The sequence below is a fragment of the Janthinobacterium agaricidamnosum genome (assembly GCF_003667705.1).
Classification (GTDB): Bacteria; Pseudomonadota; Gammaproteobacteria; order Burkholderiales; family Burkholderiaceae_D; genus Janthinobacterium.
Map to the genome: position 1 here is coordinate 1186734 of NZ_CP033019.1, position 17420 is coordinate 1204153.

Here is a 17420-nt window from a genome sequence, read left to right on the forward strand (position 1 = left end):
CCATGTCTGCCAGCGCTGACGTCAAGACACGCGCGGTAAGCGCCGTCAAATGGGCCGCGCTCGGCACGGTGACGCGCTTCGTGCTGCAGATGGGCGTGCAGATCGTGCTGGCGCGCCTGCTGGGGCCGGAAATCTACGGCCTGTTCGCCATGGGCTTGCTGGTCATGACACTGAGTACCTTCCTTGCCGATTTCGGCTTTGCCTGGGGCCTGGTGCAAAACCAGCAATTGCATGACGACGACATCCGTTTCGCCTTCACGTGGCAATGCTTGTCCGGCGCGGCGGCCATGCTGGGCCTGTACCTGCTGGCGCCGTGGATCGCCGCCTACTTCAAGGAGCCACGGCTGGTGTCCATCGTTTGCTGGCTGAGCCTGACGTGCCTGCTCAGCGCGATGACGGCGCCCAGCAGCAACCTGCTGCGGCGCCAGCTCAATTTCCGCTGGCTCAATATCGCGCAGATCCTCAGTTATGCGCTGGGCTACCTGTGTGTGGGCATTCCGCTGGCACTGATGGGCGCTGGTGTCTGGACCCTGGTCAGTGCCTGGCTGGTACAGGCGCTGAGCTTGCTGATCCTGACATATTGCCGCAATCCCCATACGCTGCGTCCATTGCTGTGGTACGCGGGTGCGCGCCGCTCGACGCATACGGGCAGTACAGTATTCATTACCAACCTGAGCAACTGGTTCTTGAACAACCTCGATCGGGTTTTCCTGGGGCGCATCCTCAATGCCCACGCGGTCGGGGTATATGCGGTGGGTTACAACCTGGCTAACACGCCCAATTCGCTGTTCCTCAGCGCCCTGCAGCCAGCCTTCCTGGCGGCCGGTGCGCGCTTGCAGGACGACGTGGCCGGCTTGCGGCAGGCGTACCTGTCCGTCATCGCGGCCACCTGGATCGTCATCGGTCCCGTCTTCGTGGTGTTGGCCTGCCTCGCCGGCGACCTGATCGCCACCCTGTACGGCGATGCCTGGCGCGAATCGAGCCGCGTGCTGACGGTGTTGGCGCTGGGCATGCCCGCCTACGTCACGTGGGGCATGTCGACGCCCATCTTGTGGAATACGGGCGGCAAGCACCTGGAAGCGCTGCTGCAGATGCCGCTGATCGTGCTGGCGGGTATCGCACTCTGGCAGTTTTCCGGCCTGGGTGTAGTGGTGGTGGCCGCCATCGCGTCAGGTACCTTGCTGGCGCGCGCGCTGGTGATCGGCATGACGGCATGCCTGCGCTTGCATTTGGGCATAATCGACTTGTGGCCCAGCGTCTGGCGCTCCGTCGTGCTGATGCTGCTGGCGGCGGCCGGCGCCCATGGCGGCTCACTGCTGGGGCATGCCATCGGCCACGGGCCGCTGCCTGCCTTGTTGTTTGGCTCTCTAGGTGGCGGCGGTCTGTGTTTACTGGCCGGTTTGCTTCAGCCACAATTGCTGGGACGGCGTATCGTCGACCTGCTTGGACGCTTCAGTCCGCCGGTGCCGGCACGGGTCGGTGTTTATCTTCGTAGTAAATGTTCAGTATGATGAGATTGATATGATTGAATTTATTGGCGGCTTGGTGGTGTTGATCGCCGCAATCCTGGTCGTGGCGGGCATGGCTTTGAGTGCCCACTGGGGACACAAGCGGGAATTGGGGTTGATGCAATATATTGCGTACCCGATTTTCCTGACCTATGCCTTGACCATTTTCTTGTCGGGCCGCGACCTGGCTTTTCCAGATGATGTGCTGGCCATTGTCGTCAACAAGAGTTCCATCGTTTCTTGGCTGGGCCGCCTGAGTTCGGTATTTCTGATCTTCTCATGTGGCGAGCGCATATTGCGCTACGTGCTGAACTCTGGAAGCGAGCACAAACGCATGCCCGGCATGCTGCTGTTTGGCTTCTGGATTTTTTACGCGAGCAATACATTGACCCCCGCCCTGTTCGGCATGTATCCATATTTTTCCCATGAATTCCTGTATGCGCTGCTGGCTTGCCAGGCGGCCCTGATGGCCAATACCAAGGCCGACGTGGACGCCATGACGGTTGTGCTGCGCAATGCCCTGCTGGCGTTGCTTGTCGCCAGTGCCGCTTGCATCGTATGGAAGCACGGTCTGGTAATGAGCACGAACTACCACGGTCTGGTACCAGGCCTGAAGCTGCGCTATGCTGGGCTGACCAGCCACGCCAACAGCCTGGGGCCATTGTGTGTGCTGTTCATGCTGTGCCTTTGGTATCGGCCTTTCAAAAATGTCTGGCTGATGCGCGGTGGCTGGATGCTGGGCGGCATCAGCCTGCTGCTGACGCAGTCGAAGACTAGCTGGATCGCCTTTATCCTGTCGGTGGTGGTGCTGGCCTGGTATAGCCGCCGCGATGAAATCAACGCCCGCATTCAGGATTTCCGGCGCCCCCATCTACCAGTATTATTAATACTGATGATGATGTTTGGCGGCGCCCTGCTATGCTTGATTTTCATGTTTGGCGGCGGCGGCGACAAGATTGCGCGCTTCTTCACGACCCGCGACGGCGCCGAACTGATGACCTTTATGGGGCGCGATCAGATCTGGCAGATCGCCGTCGAAGAGTGGCGCAAGAATCCTGTGTTTGGCTACGGACTGAATATCTTCGATGAGGCTTTCCGCAACAGCATCGGCATGCCGTTCGCCACCCATGCTCACAGCCAGTTCTTCCAGAGCCTGTCGAGCGCCGGCAGCGTCGGGGCGTTTGGCCTGCTTTTCTACACGCTGGTGATCGCTTATTTCGTCGCCAATACCGTCCGGGCCAGCCAGGGGCTGTCGCTGGCGCTGTTTATCCTGCTCATTTGCAAGTCGATCAGTGAAGTGCCTCTGTCGCTAGCCAGCATGAGCCCAGATTTGCCGATTCATATGCTGCAGCTGGCGGTGCTCGTCCGCTACTATGTACCGGCTGCACAGCAGCGGCGTGAGAAAGCCTTGGCACGGCGCAATATGATGGAAGGGAGTTTGTCTTGATGTTGTGCTCCGTCATTATCCCACTATATAACAAGGAACAATATATCGTCTCGGCGATCGCCTCTGTGATGTCGCAAAGCCACCAGGATTTTGAAATTGTGGTCGTCGACGATGGCTCGAGCGATGGCGGCGCCGCTCTCGTGGAAGCGATGGACGATCCGCGCATACGCTTGATCCGACAAGCGAATGGAGGCGTGTCACGCGCGCGCAACGTGGGTATCGCGGCCTCGCGAGGAGAGCTGGTTTGCTTCCTCGACGCCGATGATTGGTATGCTGCAGATTTTTTATTGGCAATTGTTTCCATGTACCAAAAGTATCCGAAAAACAGTTTTTTTTCTACATCATTTTTATGCATGAACGATCCATCCGATGGCCTGCTCGACCAGGTTGACGATGCGCGGTTTGAGCCGATTAAGAATTTCTATGCCTACCGGGCAGCCCACGGAGTGTTCTATTGCACTAACTCGATTGCCGTGCCGCGCCGCCATTTAATGTCCATGTCTCAATGTTTTCCCGAAGGCGATCAGTTTGGCGAGGACCAGGATTTATGGTTCCGCCTGGCCGAGCGCCTGCAGCTGGTCTTCACGCCTGCCAGACTTGTAGCATATCGCACGGATGTGGCTGGCAGCCTGTGTGCCGTGCATGACTTGCGCACCTTGCCACAGGTATTTTTTCGGTTGGAGCAGCGCGCCCTGAGCTTGCCTGCCGGCGACCCATCGCGCCCGGGCGCCTTGAGCATCGTCGCCGATGCGCGCATCAAGGTGGCGCGCTATGCTTTGCAGGATGGGCGCCGTGGCGATGCCTTGGTGGAATTATGCAAGGCATTGCGCGGCGGCATGTCGATGCGCTGGCTGGTGACTTTCGTCATGTGTACCGCTGGCAACGCTTCTTTGCTAAAACGGTGGGAATTGTGGCGCGAATTGAAGCAGAGCAACTAAAGTCATAGTAACCGAAAGTACTTTCGGTATAATGGACATTGCGCCCATGCAGTGTTGAGGACTTGCAATTCACGAGTCCTTTTGCTCGAGGCGCGCCGCTCCGTCTTGAGGGAAGGCGATTATGCAAAATGAAGCTGCCCCAGAAAAGATGTCATCCTATCTCATGGAGGCTATAAGCATGAAAGCCGCTAAACGTACCTTGCTATGCAGCGCAGCCTGGCTGCTGTTCCCTTATAGTCATTATGCGCGTGCCGACTGGGCCCAGTCGGCGGATGCACTGGTCGTGAAGGCGATGCCGACGAACCGCCAGCTGCAGGCGCAGAACCCGCCGACATTTACGTGGGCGCCCTACTCGGCGACTACCACTTCCTATACGCTCGAGATCCGCATCGGCACCACCGTGGTGCGCACCTATACGAGCAGCCGCAACTGGTATTTGCCCAGCGAGCCGCTTCCTGTCGGCAGCTATACCTGGCGCGTGCGCCCCACCGTCAGCTCGGCATGGTCGGATGACCGCGCCTTCGAGATCGGTGGCAGTTCCAAGCAATTCATTTTGCCGGCCAATGATGTCTTGCGCGCCAATATCCTGAAACGTCCGCGTCCGCGCGGTTTGCCTGCCAGCTTGCCGGTAGCGAGCGCCTGGACCGCTGCCATGAAGGCAGAACGGGGCCCGGCCTTGCAGGGGATGAGCAATGAAGTTGTCCTGCAAACGACCAATGTCGCGCTGCCGTCCGACGCCAACTGGCCCCTGGTTGCCAGCAGCGTCATGACTGCTGCCTATGCGGCGCAGATGACGTCGGTACGTACTTCGATCGTCTTGAACAGCCGCCAGCTCGAGGCCGCCGCGCTGATGTTCCGCCTGACGGGCGAGCAACGCTTTCTGACTGAGGCCTTGCGGCGGGGGGATGCCCTGACGGCGCTCAATCCCAATGGGCCGACCAGCTATGTCAATCAGGCGCAGGGCAGCCGCTCTATTGCCCTGGCGTTGAGCAAGGCGCTTGACAGCCTCGGTTCCAACCTCGACGCGACCCGGCGTGCTGTCTGGATGGCGATGGTCAAGACGCGTACGGCCGTTATCTACCAAGAGCTGCTGAGCAACAATGGTGGTATCGAACAGAAACCTTACGATGCCTTCACGGCTACCAATATCGGTTTTCTTGCCGGTATTTCCGCGCTGGTGCTGGGCGAAATCCCGGAAGCGACCACGTGGTTCGACTTTTCCGTACGCTACTTCTCGGGTTCCTTGATGGTATGGAGCGGCCCGGAGGGCGGTTTTTCGGAAGGTACGGCCTACGCGGAGTTCAGCGCGGATAACGCCTTGCAGATATGGCAGCCCTTGCTGCAGGCCAGCGGCATCGATTTGTTTGCCAAGCCGTGGTCCGCAGGGCTGGCTCGTTTCTTCATGGAATTTGTTCCGCCCGGCGCCAAGACACATATGTTCGGCGATGCGCAGGAGATTGAGCCGGTGTACCGTTTGCTGAAGGCCTATGTATCGCGCTTTGCCACGCCGGAAGCAGCCTGGTACGTCAAGAATATCACTGTGAACGAGGACATGCTGACCTTGCTGCAGGCGCCGTATCCTATGCCTGTATCGACCGTGACGGAAACGCCGCGGCCGCCGGCCAATGGCGCCCTTTTTCCCAGCATCGGCTGGAGCGCGATGCACAGCAATCTTGCTGATTTGAAACGCACTTCCGTGTATTTCAAATCTACGCCCTATGGTTCGTTCTCGCATAGCCATGGCAATCAAAATTCCTTCGTGCTGACGAGCGCCAATGTTCCCCTGCTGATCGAGACGGGCTGGTATGACTGGTTCGGTTCGCCCATGCACACGACATGGTATCGCCAGTCGAAGTCGGCTAACACGATTACTTTCGATGGCGGCGTCGGTCAAATGGTGGATGGCTACCGCGAAACCCTGGTGCGCAACGGCGCCATTACGGCCTTTTCCACGACACCGTCGGTGGACTACGTGGAAGGCAATGCGACCCCCGCTTATGGCGGTGCGTTAAGCCTGGCGGTACGGCAATTGTGGTACTTGCGCGACAGTGATGCCATCGTCGTGCGCGACAAGCTGGCTGCGCCTGTCCAGCGCAGCTTCGAATGGAATTTTCATGCGGCAGCACCAATCTTGGTAGATGGCAGCGGCAATATTTCCATCGTCAACCAGGGCCGCTCCGTGTGCATCAAGCCGATAGCCGATCCGGGGGTGCGCTATGAGAAACGAACAGGGCCGCCACCAAAGGCGGGTAGCTACGAAGAGCACGGCGCCTTGGTACGCACGACCAGTGCCAGCAGCGGCGAATTCCTCGTCCTGCTCGACGTTGGGTGCAAGAACTTGCCCGTAAGTATCACTGCAACGGCAACCGGCAGGCAATTGACAGTCGGCACGCAGAAAATCACCATCGCCAACTGATTACCTGCCGGCATGTCCAGTAAGCCGCTTGCCTTCAAGGCAGGCGGCTTTTTTTATGCCCTGTTCATAGCGATGCAAGCAGGAAAATCAGTTAATCATGGTATTATTGCAATAAATGCATTTATGTTATGAAGAGGTTCACTTGATGAGTACACCGGTAGCTGCAGCCCAGGACAATGCTTCGACGCTGCGTCTCTTGCAATTGGTTCCCGAAGCCTTGCCTACGTTCCGCGTGGACGTCACTACCTTGTTTGGCGACTACCTGCCGCGCCACGGCATCGAATGCGAGCTGGTTGGCAAGCCCGTGCTTGGCGTATTGCCGGACCGCAGCGAAGGAACCCGATTCGCGCGCGTCAGGACAAGTAGCGCGCAGGGCGGGCGGCTGCGGAGGGAAGGGGCTTTTTTACTCACCTGCCTGAGTGCCTTGCTCAAGGTCAACCGCGCGACCTGCGACGTCATCCAGGTGCGCGACATGGTGTCGATCGGCTTGCTGGCGCTCGTCATTGCCCGCCTCAAGGGCATTCCCTTTGTCTTCTGGGTTTCCTTCCTCATGTGCGAGGCGCGCATTGCCAGGGCGCGGGCACAATTGGCGGCGCATGGCGGCTTGCGCAATCGCTTGATATTACTTAAAGGTTTGTTGGAGGAGTGTCTGCTGTACCGCGTCGTGTTACCAAGGGCGCAACACGTCTTCGTGCAAAGCGGGGCGATGCTGGAGATGATGCTGGAGAAGGGCATCCCGAAATCGCGCCTGAGCGCGGTACCCATGGGCGTCGACACGCAGGTGCTGGCCGCTGCGCCTGTGCAGGCGGAGCGTCCGCAAGGGTGGCAGCATGGACCGTTGATCGCCTATCTTGGGACGCTTGATCCCAGTCGCCAGATCGGACGCATGATCGAGGCGCTGGCCAGCGTGCGCGGCACCTATCCTGATGCGCGCCTGCTACTGATCGGCAGCGCCGGTTCGCCAGCGGAAACGGCTGCGCTGCAGGCACAGGTGGACGCTTCCGGCTTGGGCGCCGCCGTGCGCATTACCGGCTGGCTGCCATCGCGGCAAGCTTGGGCCTTGCTGGCCAGCGCCGATGCCGCCGTATCCTATTTTCCCCGTGGCTTGATCCATGACACCTGTTCGCCCACCAAGTTGCTGGAATACATGGCGCTGGGAATGCCGGTGGTGGCCAACGACAACCCCGATCAGGTACGCGTTCTCAAGGAGAGTGGCGCTGGCTGGCTGGTCGACAGTTCGACGCCGGCGATGGCGCAGGGACTACTCGACATCCTGGCCGATCCGGCAGCGGCGCGTGCCCGCGCGGCCAGCGGCCCGGGGTATATCGAGGCGACGCGCAGCTATCGCGTGATCGCGTCGGCCGTTGCCGCACAGTACCGGCGCCTGGTGCGCCGCTAGCGTTACTTCAGGCAGCGGGACGCCGGATCACGAAGCGGTGCTTGCCGTTCGCCTGCACCAGGAAGGGCGCGTTGTGAATGAAGTCCAGCTGCTCAAATGCCAGCGATGCGCCGATGCGTCGGCGATACTCGTCGTCGAGCGCCTGCCTGCCATTCGCTGTGCCATGCAGGTTGATTTCCAGGCGCTGCTCGTCGAACACCACTTGAAACGCGTGAATATGGGGGTCTTCGCGGAAAAGGTGGGTGAAAAATTCTGAATGGACGGCCGCGCCGTGCGGGTCGACCACCATGTCGTTCTGCCGCCCGCCGACTTCATCGATCAGTGGCAGGCTGCGGCCGCACGCGCACAGCCGGCTCGACATGCGCACCAGATCCCCCGTATCGCAGCGCGGCAGAAACATCGCGCGATTTGCCATGTCCGTCGAGATCAGCCGCCCATCAGGCAAGATTTCCGCGTGGCTACGCGACGAGATTAGGTGGAAGCCGTCACGGTGCTCGCATTCGAAGGCTGAAACCCCAGCTTCGTTGCAGCCATACTGGCTGTAGCATGGCACGCCAAAGGCGGCTTCGATATCGGCCCGCATGGCCGGCGTCAGTACTTCTGCCGTACACACAATGCCGCGTAGCACGTGGTGCAGGCGCTGGCCAGATGCCAGCCTGTGCCGGGCCAACCGGTGGACGGCCGAGGCATAGCCGTACAGCAGCCGGAAGCCGCCCTGGCTCAGGTTAGCATCATATTCATCCATGCGTGCTGGCGACATGTCGAACGCGGACAGGACGCTGACATTCAGCAAGCGGTAGTAGATGCGCTGTTTGTAACCGGTGCCAAACAGGGAGGAGCCGGCAAGAAAAGCCACCTTGTCGCCCAACTGGTAGCCGGCCGCTTCCCAGGCGAGGAAAATGCCGGCCCACAGGTAGGACTGGGCTTCATTGCCTGTGTAGTACACCAGCGGTTCGCCCGTGGAGCCACCTGTTTTCTTGCGCACGACCTTGCCCTTGTAGTGGGGGTTGATCAGTTGTTCGCGATGGGTATTGATAAAACGCTTGTCCAGCACGGGCAGCGCTTCAAAATGGCTGACGTCGCGGAACAGGGGCAGGGCGTGCCGCATTGCATCAAAGTAGTCATTGAGCTGACTGCGCTCCCTGGCCTGCATGGTGGTATGGTCATCGTATTGCCAGTGGCGCAGTGTCTTGAGCAAGCCGATCGAATCGGTGCCGCGTGCAAGGTCGATCAATTTGTAGCGCAACGCTAAAGTCATTCTTGTACTCTCTATTCTTGCGCCGCACGGGAACGCTGTCCCCGTATGTGCAGCTAATTGCGTGTCTCGGGTCGGGTGTTGCTAGTCTGCACGCCGAACCTGTGATTCTTCCGTGCATGGCATGACAATTATTCATAATACAATATTTTTTTGACTGCTGTACGCATTCTGACGTATCCAGGCAAAGATGTCGCGTTCCGCGATTCGATTGAAAAAGTTAATTTTAAAGAAGTATTTTTGTTGTACAATAGTCACTCTTTATAAGCACAACAATAACAGTTTTGCTGTGGTGCAAAATGTATCGCGTGCGCGCTACGGGAATATGTGAGAATGAAAAAAATGCAATGGTTGTCGTAGTCCGACATGTACTGGATAAAAAATTTGGGGGCTGGATGAAGGCTGGATGCAAGGTACTGATGGTAGGCACCCATCCTGGCGGAAAGGGCGGCATCGCCACCGTTGTCGCTGTGCTGCAACAACAAGGTTTTTTTAAAGAGAACGCGGTGCGCTATATCGCCACGCATGCGCAAGGGGGGGGCGTGCGCAAGCTGGGCACGGCCATTGGCGCCGTGTGCACGGTAGCCTGGCTGTGTCTGACGCAGCGTCCGGCCATCGTGCATGTGCATTCTGCGTCGCGCGCCAGCTTTTACCGGAAATCATTGATATTGCTCACGGCGAGGCTGTTGGGCCGCAAGACGATCTTTCATTTGCATGGCGCCGAATTTCGGCAGTTTGCGAATGTCGAATCGGGCCCGCTGGCCCGCTGGTGGATACGCCGCACTCTGGCCAGCAGTTCCATGGTGGTGACCCTGTCGGAAAGCTGGAGCGGTTTCTTGCGTGAACTGGCGCCGACGGCCCGCCTGCGGGTGGTGGCCAATTCGGTCTCCATGCCGGTGCTGCAGGAGCCGGCGCGGGAAGAGGCGGGACGCATTCTGTTTCTGGGAAGGGCCGAAAAGCGCAAAGGCATCTTTGAATTGCTCGACGCTATTGCGCTGCTGAAGCAGGAGTATCCTGAAGTCATGCTGGTGATCGGCGGTGACGGCGACCTCCAGGAGATCGCGCTGACGGTAGAGCGCTTGCAGATCGGCGCGCATGTGAGCATTCTCGGCTGGATTGGCACGCAGGAACGCGACGAGCAATTGGCCCGCGCGGCGGTATTTACCCTGCCATCGCACGACGAGGGCTTGCCTATGTCGATGTTGGAAGCGATGGCCACTGGCAAGGCGATAGTCGTGACACCGGTCGGTGGAATTCCCGAAGCCGTCTATGACCAGGTCAATGGCTTGCTGGTGCCGCCGGGCGATGTTGAGGCGCTTGCCGCGGCATTTAGCCGTTTATTGACGGATATCACGCTGCGCCGCCGCATCGGAGAGCAGGCGCGTGCCACCGTCGCCGAGCGTTTTAGTACGCAAGTGGTAATGGCTCAGCTGGCCAGCCTTTACCGGGAGCTGGAAGGACCGGCGGCGCCGTAGCCAGGTGATGGATAGGCTTGCTGCTGGAGCGTAATGCCGCTGTCAGGATGGCCAGGTATCTGCCTGGCAAATATTGAATTTTTTGAAGGTTTTGTTATGACAACAATTGCAGTGATTGGCCTGGGCTACGTAGGCCTGCCCTTGGTCGTGGAGTTTGGCAAGCTGGGGCGTACCATTGGCTTTGATATTTCCGTCGAGAAAGTTCAGTCTTGCCAGCGCGGCACGGATCCCTCGCGCGAACTGAGCGACCAGCAAATGGCCGCGGCCGTGCAGGCCGAGTATTCGTCCGAGCCGCAAATACTGGCCGAGGCCGATATTATCATCGTGGCCGTGCCGACCCCCGTCGACCAGGCCCATAATCCGGACTTCTCGCCCTTGATCGGCGCCAGCCGCACGGTGGGCCAGTACCTGAAAAAGGGCGCCATCGTCGTCTATGAATCGACCGTGTATCCGGGCGCGACCGAAGAGGTGTGCATCCCCGTGCTGGAAGAGGTCTCCGGCTTGAAGTGGAAGCAGGACTTTTTTGTCGGCTATTCCCCCGAGCGTATCAATCCGGGCGACCGCAAGCATATGTTGACGAATGTCATCAAAGTGGTCTCGGGCGATACGCCGCAGACGCTCGAACGCGTTGCCACCATGTATGAAAGCATCGTCGAGCCGGGTGTGCACCGCTGCTCCAGCATCAAGGCGGCGGAGGCCTGCAAGGTGATCGAAAACACCCAGCGCGATCTGAATATCGCGCTGATGAACGAGTTGGCGATCATTTTTGACAAAATCGGCATCGATACGTCGGAAGTGCTGAAGGCGGCCGGCACCAAGTGGAATTTCCTGAAGTTCTCGCCGGGCCTCGTGGGTGGCCATTGCATCGGGGTCGACCCGTACTACCTGACGCACAAGGCGGAAATGCTCGGCTATCACCCGCAGGTGATTCTGGCCGGGCGCCGCATCAACGATGGCATGGGCAAGTATATCGCCGAGCAGACCATCAAGAACATGATCGCCTCGGGCAGCTACATCAAGGGCGCCCGCGTCAACGTGCTGGGCCTGACGTTCAAGGAAAACTGCGCCGACCTGCGCAATTCCAAGGTGGGCGACGTCATCCGCGAACTGAAAACCTACGGCGTGGAAGTATTCGTGCACGATCCATATGCGGAACAGGAAGAGGCGATGCACGAGTATGGCGTGCGCCTGTTCAGCTGGGAAGAACTGCCGCGCGCCGACGCGATCGTGGCGGCCGTATCGCATCAGCAATTGCTCGACCTGCCGGTGGAAGAGTTGCAACGCAAGCTGATCAAGAGCGGCTGCTTCATCGACGTCAAGGCGTGTTTCGACCAGCAGGCGCTGGAAGAGGCAGGCATCAAGGTCTGGCGCCTGTAAGGGCCGGCGCCGCGCAGCAGCGCGGCATCTTTTTTCATTGTTGCAAGGGTAATTCATGCGTATCTGGTTTGAACTGACCAACTCGCCGCACATCAATATGTTTGCGGCCATGATCCGCGAACTGGAACGCGAACACGAGGTCGTGATCACGTGCCGGCCGCTGGCCAATACGGTCGAGCTGCTCGACTTGCATGGCTTTAAGTACACGGTGGTGGGCAAGCATTACGGCGGCCAGCTGTCGGCCAAGCTGTTTGGTTTCCCCGTGCGCGTCTACCAGCTGTGCCGCTTTTTGAGCGGCAAGAAAATTGACGTGGCGATCTCGCAGAGCTCTTTCCATTCGCCGGTGGCGGCACGCCTGATGGGCATCCGCTCCATCTACATGAACGATAACGAGCATGCGGCAGGCAATATCCCGGCGTTCTTGTTTGCCAACCGCATCATGGTGCCGGAGTTTCTCGGTATGGAAAAACTCAAGAAGCAGTGGGCCAATCCGCGCAAGGTCTTGCATTATCCGGGCGTCAAGGAAGGGATTTACCTGTGGGAACTTGATCAGCGCCTCGGCGCCAAGGGAGTGCAGCAGCGGGCAGGGCGCGCGCGGCACGTGGTGTATATCCGTCCGGAACCATGGACGGCCCAATATTACAAGGGCAGCCGCAACTTCCTTGATGAGTTGCTGTTGGGTATGAAAGACCGGGTCGATATCGTGTTATTGCCGCGAGGAAAAGAGCAGGGCGTGCATTACCAGGATCCCAAGTTTGCTGGCGTGCGCGTGGTCACCACTGCCCTCGACATCGCCGATATCGCGCCCGATTGCGACCTGTTCATCGGCGCCGGCGGCACCATGACGCGCGAGATGGCCGTGCTGGGCATTCCCACCATCTCCGTTTACCAGGATGCCTTGCTCGACGTCGACCGCCACCTGCTGGAGGTAGGTGCCTTCGAACACCGGCCCGACCTGACGGCTGCGCAGGCGCTGGCCTACCTGGACAGCGCCACGCAGCAACCACCGAATCGCAGCTTGCTGGAAAAGGGCCGCGCCGCGTATGACCTGGTCAAGCGGCAGCTCGTCAACGGCTAAATTTGATTAACAACATACGGGACGATGGCGGCACGGGCCGTCAGCGTCCCGGCAGCGCTAAAGGACAGGACAATATGATACGCCTCGCAGTAGTAGGCTTGGGCAAGATGGGCTTGTCCCATCACTCGATGATCAATGCACATCCCGGTGTCACGCTGGCGGCCGTCTGCGACGCCACCGGCTACATGCTCGACATCCTGGGTAAATATACGGGCGTCAAGACCTATACGGACTTCGACCTCATGCTCAGTGAACAGGAACTCGATGCCGTGATCATCGCGACGCCGTCCAGCATGCACGGCAAGATGGTGCTGGCCGCGCTGAACAAGAATATTCATGTGTTTTGCGAAAAGCCTTTCTGCCTCGATACCGAGGAAGGCGAGCAGGCGACCCGCCTGGCGGCGGAAAAAGGCCTGGTCAACCAGGTCGGCTACCACTACCGCTTCGTCGGCGCCTTCCAGGAGGTCAAGCGCCTGCTGGACGTGGGTGTGATCGGTGAAGTGACGCATATGCTGGCCGAGGCCTATGGCCCGGTAGTGCTGAAGCCGAAAGGCTCCACCTGGCGTACCCAGCGTTCGGAAGGCGGCGGCTGCCTGTATGACTATGCGGCCCATCCGCTGAACCTGCTGAACTGGTATTTCGGCGCGCCGCGCGGCGTGGGCGGCTCCGTACTCAACAAGATTTTCTCCGCTGACACGGACGATGAAGTGTTTTCCACCCTGTATTACGCCGATGGCAAGAGCGCCCAGCTGTCCGTCAACTGGAGCGACGAATCCTACCGCAAGATGTCGACGAAGATCAGCGTGTGGGGCAAGAATGGCCGCATCACCGCCGACCGCCAGGAAGTCCAGGTCTACCTGCGCGACGCCAGCGGCGCACCGGAAGGCTATGGCGAAGGCTGGACCGTGCGCAATACCACGGAATTGACGGAACCGGTCGACTTTTACCTGCGCGGCGAGGAATACTCGGCCCAGCTCGATTACTTCGTCCGTTGCATCGTCGACAAGCGCGCGGACGACAATGTCAACTCGTTCGCCTCGGCGCTGGCGACCGACCGCGTGATCTCGATGCTGATCGCCGACGCGGAAAAAGGTCCTGGCGTGCTGTCCGGCGATGCCTTGCCAGAACAGCCGAAAAAGAAAAAAGGTTTCTTTTTTGGCCGCTGACATGCCGCGCAGCAGGATTTCGATACGAAATATGAATGGAGCAGGAAATGGATCAACTCGATCGTTTGTTATTTGGTGATAATCAGTTCTTCGGTGTGAATCATATGTCGGAGGAAAAAGCGCGGGCCCAGGCCATGCGTTTCTAGGATATCAAGGCCGTTATCAAGGTGCTCGATAATGCCTACGATGAAGGGGTGAAATCCTTCATGTGCACGACCCATGACCGTATCGCACAGGTGTGCGATCACATGCGTGCCGACCCGGTGCGCTACAAGGACTTCAAATTCATGCCTTGCATGCCGTATGCCCACAAATATGCGAATGCCGTCACGGAAGACGGCATCATGGGCGCGCTCAAGCGTTTTACGCCCGATGAAGGCTTCCTGAATGCCGCCCTGCGTGGCGGCAAGGCATTGGCGACCAAGGATATCGAAGGCATCATTACCCTGCTGGTGGATGCGGAAATGAAGATGTTTGCCGGCCTGAATACGCCCGTGATCTTCCTGCAGAACGTGGTGGTCGACCTGCTGCTGGGCCTGGGCTTCAAGGACGCCTTCTCGATCTTCGCCAACCACGTGCGCAAGCGCTACAACGCCGAGCCCGGCTTCATCACGATGAACCTGCCGATGCTGCTCGACGTGCTCGAAGAGCAGGGCATCGACAACCCCATCGTCTGCTCGAACATCAACAAGGTGGGCTTCCGCATGTCCGGCGGCTTCGATGCCTACCAGAGCGCCTTGCGCGACCGCAAGTTCCGCGCGATCGCCATGTCCGTCTTCGCCTCGGGCGCGATCGCTCCCGAAGAAGCGATCGAATGGGTGTGCCAGCAGCCGAACATCGAATCCATCGTCTTTGGCGCCTCCAGTCGCGGCAATATCCGCAATACGCGCGAACTGGTGGACCGCTACTGGCCAGTGGCACAGGGGGAGGCATCATGAAGACGGTCTACCTGGTGGCCGGCGCACGGCCCAATTTCATGAAGATCGCGCCTATCGTGCGCGCGTTGCAAGGCCATGCGCGCCTGGCATTCAAGATCATCCACACGGGCCAGCACTATGACCGCGAGATGAACGACGTGTTTTTCGAAGAGTTGGGCATTCCCGAACCGGACGTCTTCATGGCGGCAGGCGGCGGCACGCACGCGGAACAGACGGGCAAGATCATGCTGGCCTTCGAACAGCTATGCAAGGCCGAACGGCCTGCCGCCGTGCTGGTGGTGGGCGACGTCAATTCCACGCTGGCTTGCTCCATCGCGGCGAAAAAGCTCGGCATTCCCGTGGCACACGTGGAGGCCGGCCTGCGCAGCGGCGACATGGGCATGCCGGAAGAGATCAACCGTCTCGTGACGGACAGTATCTCGGACTGGTTCTTCGTTACCGAGCCGAGCGCCGTCGAGCATTTGCGGCGCGAAGGCAAGCCGGATGCCGCCGTGCATTACGTGGGTCACGTAATGGTCGACAACGTGCTGTACCAGGCTGAAAAGCTGGGCCGCGAATCGCCGCGGCAATTTGAGGCGTCGGCCTTCAAGGCGGCGCACAGCGGCGCTGGAGCCCGCTATGGCGTGGTGACCCTGCATCGTCCGAGCAATGTCGACAGCGCCGAAGACATGCGCAAGGTGGCTGGCGCGCTGGTCGAGATCGCCGCAGAACTACCCCTGATCTTTCCCGTGCATCCGCGTACGCGCGCCAACCTCGACAAGTTTGGCATCGACCTGGGGCCGAACATCACGCTGGTGGGGCCGCAAAGCTACATGGCCTTCCTCGACCTGTGGAAGGATGCGGCGCTGGTGCTGACCGACAGCGGCGGCTTGCAGGAAGAAACCACGGCGCTTGGCGTGCCCTGCATCACGATACGCGAGACCACAGAGCGTCCCGTCACCGTCGACGAGGGCAGCAATGTCCTGGCTGGCACGGATCCGCTGCGCATCGTGGCCGAGGCGCGCAAGGTGCTGCGCGGCGAAGGCAAGCAGGGCCGCCGTCCGTATCTGTGGGATGGACAGGCCGCGCAGCGCATCGTGGCGCAACTGGACCAGGAACTGGCATAGGCAGCGGCAGGCAAGGGATAGGCTGAAAGAGGATTGGACGGGCGCACAGGGCGGACATGGATAGCGCCGCCCATGCACTTGCAAGATGGCCGATGGCTGGCGATACGCCGGACGGACGCCGCATCCACCTCAAACAACGATGGAAAGTGATCGACGATGAAAGCAATGATACTGGCTGCAGGCAAGGGTACTCGCGTGCGTCCCCTGACCTATGATTTACCGAAACCGATGATACCCATCCTGGGCAAGCCGGTGATGGCTTACCTGGTCGAGCATCTGTCCCGTTACGGCATTACCGAAATCATGGTCAATGTCAGCTATCTGCATGAAAAAATCGAGGAGTATTTCGGCGAGGGGCACCAGTTCGGCGTGCAGATCGGCTATTCCTTCGAAGGTTACACGAATGATGCAGGCGAAGTCGTGCCCGAGCCGCTGGGGTCGGCAGGCGGCATGAAGAAGATCCAGGAATTCGGCAACTTTTTCGATGAAACCACCATCGTGCTGTGCGGCGATGCCTTGATCGACCTCGACATCAAGTCTGCCCTGTTCGAACACCGCCGCAAGGGCGCGCTGGCGTCCGTCATCACGCTCGAAGTGCCGTGGGACAAGGTGTCGAGCTATGGCGTGGTGGTCAGCGATGCCGACGGCCGTATCCGCGCCTTCCAGGAAAAACCGGCGCAGGCCGATGCGTTGTCCAATTGCGTCAGCACGGGCATCTATATTTTCGAACCCGAAGTGCTGGAACTGATTCCCAGTGACCGGCCGTTCGATATCGGCTCGGAACTGTTCCCCTTGCTGGTCGAGAAGGGATTGCCTTTCTATGCGCAAAAACGCAACTACAACTGGATCGATATCGGCAGCGTCAAGGATTACTGGGAAGTGCTGCAAAGCGTGCTGATGGGGGAAGTGGCCCAGCTGGACGTGCCCGGTATCCAGATCGACGACGGCCTGTGGGTCGGCTTGAATACCAGCATCGACTGGAGTGGCGGCACGCGCATCGAAGGCCCCGTCTACATCGGTTCGGGCAGCCGCATCGAGGCGGGCGCGACGATCATCGGGCCGACGTGGATCGGCCACGGCAGTCACGTGTGCGCGGGCGCCGAAGTGGTGCGCAGCGTGCTGTTCGAGTACACGCGCGTGCTGCCCGGCGTGGTGCTCGATGAAATGATCGTCTTCAAGGATTACAGCGTCGACCGGGCCGGCGAGATGCGGCACGCATCGCAGTATGAGCCCGATGCCTGGGCCAATGCGCGCGACCGGCGCAACCGCCGGCGTGCCGAGATGTCCACGCAACTGCGCGCAGTCAAATAACCAGGA

At 59.6% G+C, this 17420-nt stretch carries 13 protein-coding genes; 12 read left to right on the top strand and 1 reads right to left on the bottom strand.

What is annotated here, in order from left to right; all coding sequences use genetic code 11:
- Positions 1-2: 2 nt before the first annotated feature.
- From D9M09_RS05410 to D9M09_RS05430, 5 genes are all read left to right on the top strand, one after another.
- Positions 3-1511, top strand: a complete 1509-nt coding sequence (locus tag D9M09_RS05410) for a lipopolysaccharide biosynthesis protein (RefSeq protein ID WP_070224582.1) — start codon at positions 3-5, stop codon at positions 1509-1511.
- Positions 1512-1521: 10 nt separating this feature from the next.
- Positions 1522-2955, top strand: coding sequence for an O-antigen ligase family protein (locus tag D9M09_RS05415; RefSeq protein ID WP_070224581.1), 1434 nt, complete (start codon positions 1522-1524; stop codon positions 2953-2955).
- Positions 2955-3893, top strand: a complete 939-nt coding sequence (locus D9M09_RS05420) for a glycosyltransferase family 2 protein (protein ID WP_121668774.1) — start codon at positions 2955-2957, stop codon at positions 3891-3893. The genes D9M09_RS05415 and D9M09_RS05420 overlap by 1 nt, the downstream gene beginning before the upstream one ends.
- A 121-nt stretch (positions 3894-4014) precedes the next feature.
- Positions 4015-6309 carry a heparinase II/III domain-containing protein gene (locus tag D9M09_RS05425; RefSeq protein WP_227742126.1) on the top strand — a complete coding sequence of 765 codons (2295 nt, stop codon included), beginning with the start codon at positions 4015-4017 and terminating at the stop codon, positions 6307-6309.
- 145 nt (positions 6310-6454) lie between these two features.
- Positions 6455-7708, top strand: coding sequence for a glycosyltransferase (locus tag D9M09_RS05430; RefSeq protein ID WP_175444759.1), 1254 nt, complete (start codon positions 6455-6457; stop codon positions 7706-7708).
- A gap of 7 nt (positions 7709-7715) precedes the next feature.
- On the opposite strand, the gene D9M09_RS05435 is transcribed toward D9M09_RS05430, so the two are convergent.
- The gene (locus tag D9M09_RS05435) at positions 7716-8966 is read right to left on the bottom strand and encodes a phenylacetate--CoA ligase family protein (protein WP_139143018.1); all 1251 of its coding nucleotides are present in this window, start codon (positions 8964-8966) and stop codon (positions 7716-7718) included.
- A 344-nt stretch (positions 8967-9310) separates the two neighbouring features.
- Here D9M09_RS05435 and D9M09_RS05440 point away from each other — a divergent pair, with 344 nt between their 5' ends.
- The 7 genes from D9M09_RS05440 (at position 9311) to D9M09_RS05470 (ending at position 17414) form a co-directional block, all read left to right on the top strand.
- Entirely contained in the window at positions 9311-10438 is a 1128-nt protein-coding gene (locus D9M09_RS05440; RefSeq protein ID WP_227742127.1) for a glycosyltransferase family 4 protein, read from the top strand.
- A 96-nt stretch (positions 10439-10534) separates the two neighbouring features.
- A complete protein-coding gene (locus D9M09_RS05445) occupies positions 10535-11815 on the top strand; it encodes a nucleotide sugar dehydrogenase (RefSeq protein WP_070224576.1) in 1281 nt (426 codons plus the stop codon).
- A gap of 55 nt (positions 11816-11870) precedes the next feature.
- Complete coding sequence (locus D9M09_RS05450; protein WP_070224575.1) at positions 11871-12893, top strand: DUF354 domain-containing protein; 1023 nt, start codon at positions 11871-11873, stop codon at positions 12891-12893.
- Positions 12894-12967: 74 nt separating this feature from the next.
- On the top strand, positions 12968-14059 hold the full coding sequence (locus tag D9M09_RS05455; protein WP_070312099.1) for a Gfo/Idh/MocA family protein: 1092 nt from the start codon (positions 12968-12970) through the stop codon (positions 14057-14059).
- A gap of 206 nt (positions 14060-14265) precedes the next feature.
- Positions 14266-14997, top strand: coding sequence for a hypothetical protein (locus D9M09_RS05460; protein WP_240453559.1), 732 nt, complete (start codon positions 14266-14268; stop codon positions 14995-14997).
- Positions 14994-16103, top strand: coding sequence for a non-hydrolyzing UDP-N-acetylglucosamine 2-epimerase (gene wecB, locus D9M09_RS05465; RefSeq protein WP_070224572.1), 1110 nt, complete (start codon positions 14994-14996; stop codon positions 16101-16103). The genes D9M09_RS05460 and wecB overlap by 4 nt, the downstream gene beginning before the upstream one ends.
- 156 nt (positions 16104-16259) lie before the next feature.
- Positions 16260-17414 (top strand): sugar phosphate nucleotidyltransferase, encoded by a 1155-nt coding sequence (locus tag D9M09_RS05470; RefSeq protein WP_070224571.1) that lies wholly within the window; start codon positions 16260-16262, stop codon positions 17412-17414.
- Positions 17415-17420 lie beyond the last annotated feature (6 nt).

What these genes read in the sequence shown, in the direction of transcription:
- D9M09_RS05410 (WP_070224582.1), top strand. Translation starts at nt 3, where the DNA reads ATGTCTGCCAGCGCTGACGTCAAGACACGCGCGGTAAGCGCCGTCAAA.
- D9M09_RS05415 (WP_070224581.1), top strand. Translation starts at nt 1,522, where the DNA reads ATGATTGAATTTATTGGCGGCTTGGTGGTGTTGATCGCCGCAATCCTG.
- D9M09_RS05420 (WP_121668774.1), top strand. Translation starts at nt 2,955, where the DNA reads ATGTTGTGCTCCGTCATTATCCCACTATATAACAAGGAACAATATATC.
- D9M09_RS05425 (WP_227742126.1), top strand. Translation starts at nt 4,015, where the DNA reads ATGCAAAATGAAGCTGCCCCAGAAAAGATGTCATCCTATCTCATGGAG.
- D9M09_RS05430 (WP_175444759.1), top strand. Translation starts at nt 6,455, where the DNA reads ATGAGTACACCGGTAGCTGCAGCCCAGGACAATGCTTCGACGCTGCGT.
- D9M09_RS05435 (WP_139143018.1), bottom strand. Translation starts at nt 8,966, where the DNA reads ATGACTTTAGCGTTGCGCTACAAATTGATCGACCTTGCACGCGGCACC.
- D9M09_RS05440 (WP_227742127.1), top strand. Translation starts at nt 9,311, where the DNA reads ATGGTTGTCGTAGTCCGACATGTACTGGATAAAAAATTTGGGGGCTGG.
- D9M09_RS05445 (WP_070224576.1), top strand. Translation starts at nt 10,535, where the DNA reads ATGACAACAATTGCAGTGATTGGCCTGGGCTACGTAGGCCTGCCCTTG.
- D9M09_RS05450 (WP_070224575.1), top strand. Translation starts at nt 11,871, where the DNA reads ATGCGTATCTGGTTTGAACTGACCAACTCGCCGCACATCAATATGTTT.
- D9M09_RS05455 (WP_070312099.1), top strand. Translation starts at nt 12,968, where the DNA reads ATGATACGCCTCGCAGTAGTAGGCTTGGGCAAGATGGGCTTGTCCCAT.
- D9M09_RS05460 (WP_240453559.1), top strand. Translation starts at nt 14,266, where the DNA reads ATGTGCACGACCCATGACCGTATCGCACAGGTGTGCGATCACATGCGT.
- wecB (WP_070224572.1), top strand. Translation starts at nt 14,994, where the DNA reads ATGAAGACGGTCTACCTGGTGGCCGGCGCACGGCCCAATTTCATGAAG.
- D9M09_RS05470 (WP_070224571.1), top strand. Translation starts at nt 16,260, where the DNA reads ATGAAAGCAATGATACTGGCTGCAGGCAAGGGTACTCGCGTGCGTCCC.